This is a genomic window from Mycobacterium sp., assembly GCF_052145595.1.
Taxonomy (GTDB): Bacteria; Actinomycetota; Actinomycetes; order Mycobacteriales; family Mycobacteriaceae; genus Mycobacterium.
This window is the reverse complement of the sequence record NZ_JBKQOI010000324.1, coordinates 1-2,848: the sequence shown is the minus strand read 5'-3', so window position 1 is coordinate 2,848 and position 2,848 is coordinate 1. Positions and strand designations below refer to the sequence as shown.

At 64.2% G+C, this 2,848-nt stretch carries 4 protein-coding genes and 1 pseudogene; 1 reads left to right on the top strand and 4 read right to left on the bottom strand.

Annotated features, from left to right (window positions below; all coding sequences use genetic code 11):
* Positions 1-212, bottom strand: a 212-nt coding sequence (locus tag ACLP4W_RS27250) for a hypothetical protein (protein ID WP_442390485.1), incomplete at its 3' end; no start/stop codon positions are given.
* A 31-nt stretch (positions 213-243) separates the two neighbouring features.
* Between ACLP4W_RS27250 and ACLP4W_RS27245 the strand changes: the two are divergent.
* Positions 244-933, top strand: a pseudogene (locus tag ACLP4W_RS27245) (phosphoribosyltransferase); the annotation flags it as partial.
* A gap of 36 nt (positions 934-969) precedes the next feature.
* Here the strand turns inward: ACLP4W_RS27245 and ACLP4W_RS27240 are convergent.
* The 3 genes from ACLP4W_RS27240 to ACLP4W_RS27230 form a co-directional block, all read right to left on the bottom strand.
* The gene (locus tag ACLP4W_RS27240; protein ID WP_442390483.1) at positions 970-1,338 is read right to left on the bottom strand and encodes a hypothetical protein; all 369 of its coding nucleotides are present in this window, start codon (positions 1,336-1,338) and stop codon (positions 970-972) included.
* An 83-nt stretch (positions 1,339-1,421) separates the two neighbouring features.
* Positions 1,422-2,225 (bottom strand): DivIVA-like cell division protein Wag31, encoded by an 804-nt coding sequence (gene wag31 / locus ACLP4W_RS27235; protein ID WP_442390482.1) that lies wholly within the window; start codon positions 2,223-2,225, stop codon positions 1,422-1,424.
* Positions 2,226-2,470: 245 nt separating this feature from the next.
* Positions 2,471-2,761, bottom strand: a complete 291-nt coding sequence (locus ACLP4W_RS27230; protein ID WP_442390484.1) for a YggT family protein — start codon at positions 2,759-2,761, stop codon at positions 2,471-2,473.
* Positions 2,762-2,848: the final 87 nt, after the last annotated feature.

The window sequence follows — 2,848 nt, the reverse complement described above, 5'->3', positions numbered from 1 at the left end:
GCCAGGATGACGCCCCAGACGATTGCGCAAGCAATGCTGTAGCCCGTGTAGGTGTTAGAGCGCCGACTCATATCGCGGATCCTCTCGATCGTGCCTGACCTGCAAAGCGATATCTGGGCATTGTTGCCGTGGCCAATCCCGTTCACGGACAAGGTTATCCGGCCCACATTGACGATTCGGCTGAATAGGCCTTGTTCTTGGCGCTTCGCCACCGCCGGGAGGCTGGATAAAGCCAGTAGCCTGGAGTGCGAACCAATGACCCCACCGAGCGGCTTTCTCCGGCGAACTGCGACGCGTACGTTCCGCGACCGTCGTGAAGCCGGTCGCGCGCTGGCCGCGGAGATGGCTTCCTACCGGGACAAGGACGATGTGCTGGTCTTCGGACTGGCACGGGGCGGCGTTCCCGTGGCGTGGGAAATCGCCGCGGCCCTGCACGCCCCGCTGGATGTTTTCCTGGTCCGCAAGCTCGGGGTGCCGCGCTGGTCGGAGCTTGCGATGGGGGCGGTGGCCAGCGGCGGCGGGGTTGTCATGAACGACAACGTGGTTTCCAGCTTGCACATCACCGACGAGCAGGTCCGCGAGGTGATAGCGAGCGAGACCGCCGAGCTCGCCAGGCGCGAGCAGGCATATCGGGGCGGGCGCCCGATCGCCGACGCGCGCGGCAAGATTGTGATTTTGGTCGACGACGGCATCGCCACCGGTGCCAGCATGCTGGCCGCCGTGCGGGCCGTGCGGGCGGCCGGACCGCAATCGATCGTCGTCGCGGTCCCTGTCGGCCCCGAGTCGACCTGCCACGAGCTCACGCAGGAAGCCGATGAGGTGGTGTGCTCAACCATGCCGCCCGGGTTCGAAGCCGTCGGACAGGTCTACGCCGACTTTCACCAGGTCAGTGACGATGAGGTGCGCGAGCTGCTGAACACGCCAACCAGCTGAGCCCGTGCGGGACCGCCAAAGCGTTGCTTGGCCGGTCTACTTGGCCCGGTCCTCGCTGCGGCCATCGGCGGGTACCGTCGAGTCCTCGCCCGCTTCGGTGCCGGCTTGCGGCGACGAGTCATCAACGGTGGTGTCCTCGCTGGCGAGGTGCTGTTCGCCCTCGTCGGGGACTTCCTCGGGATAGTCGACGTAGGCCCCCTCGTCGTCTTTGGTCCCGTCCTCGTCGTGGTCTTTGCCGCCTAATTCACGTCGCTGGCGTTCCCGCACTGCGTCGATGATCAGTAGCACCACGCCCAAAACGCTGGCGCCAATGCACACCCAGGCCACCAGCTCGTTGCTTGTGACGACCGCGAACACCAACGCGACGAGCCCGATCAGGGCGAGCACCAGGGCAATGATCAGCATCGATCCTCCAGCCGACGAGCGGGGACTACCGGGTCCAGTATGCCGACCTCGAAGTCAGGCGAGTGTCCGGCACCGTTCTGCGGCTAGTTGTTACCCCGATTGAATTGGTCGAACCCACCGGCGTCGGCGCTGGAGTCGACGGGTGCCGCCGATCCGCGCTGGCCGAGTTCCTCGAGCTGAGATTCCAGGTAGGTCTTGAGTCGGGTGCGGTACTCGCGTTCGAAGGTACGCAGTTGTTCGAGGCGGCCTTCCAGCACGGTGCGCTGTTGGTTGATGGTCCCCATGATCTCGGAATGCTTGCGTTCCGCGTCGGCCTGCAGGGCGTCGGCCTTCTCCTGGGCCTGGCGCAGCTGGGTCTCGGAGCGGCTTTGGGCATCGGCCAGCATCGTGTCGGCGCGTTGCCGGGCATCGGCGACCGTGGTCTCGGCGGTGCTACGGGCCTCGCTGAGGATCTGGTCGGCGTTGGCGCGGGCGTCGGCCAGCATTTTCTCCGATTCGGTCTTCGCGGTGCCGGTGAGCCGGTCGGCGGTGTCTTGCGCCAGAGCCAATACCCGAGCGGCCTTCATGGCCTGTTCCTCATTGGTTCCCGCGGCAGCTGCGGCTGCAACCGGTGCCGGCTTGACCGGCTCGGGTTCGGGCTCGATGACGGGGATCGCCTGGGTGGGCGCGGCAGAGACAGCCGGACCGGCGCCGCCACCGCCGGCGGCCAACTCCTGGTCCAGTTCCTCGATCCGTTGACGCAGATCGGAGTTTTCTTCGATGAGCCGCGTCAGCTCGTTCTCCACCAGGTCGAGGAAGGCGTCGACCTCATCTTCGTTGTAACCGCGCTTGCCGATAGGCGGCTTACTGAACGCCACATTGTGAACGTCGGCTGGTGTAAGCGGCATTGTTCGTCCCCTCGAGTTCCTGTCAAACGATCTGGAAAGTGTAGAACGGAGTGGTAGCCGTCGCGCAACTGCCGTCCATCCTGTCACACCAGACCCGGCGGTAGCCGATTAGCCCAATAAATAAGAACCAATTTCAGACACTAAGGCCAATAAAATCCGAATCCTTAGAATTTTCAAATGGCGCCTACCGAACCGAAGCTAAAACGTGGCCGAACTGTCTCCCGGCTCCGGCCGCGGCGGCTGGCTCACGCCGCGGCGCCGAACGCCAGTTGCATGCCGATGAACGCGACCAGCAACAGCACCATGATGGACAGGTCGAACCGGACCGCCCCGATGGTGAGTTGTGGGATGAGCCGGCGCAGCAATTTCACCGGCGGATCGGTGATCGACATGATGATCTCCAGGATCACCACGGTGATACCGGTGGGATGCCAGTCGCGGCTGAACGAGCGGATGAACTCAACGACGACCCGAGCGATGAGCAGCAGCCAGAAAATGAACAGCGCAAACCCAAGGATCTGAAAGAACAGCGCCAACTCCGAAGCCCCGACCTTACCGATGAGATGTGCAAAGATTCCCGTGGCCGCCCGTAACGGGCGGCGATCGCCAGCGTACCGACTCGG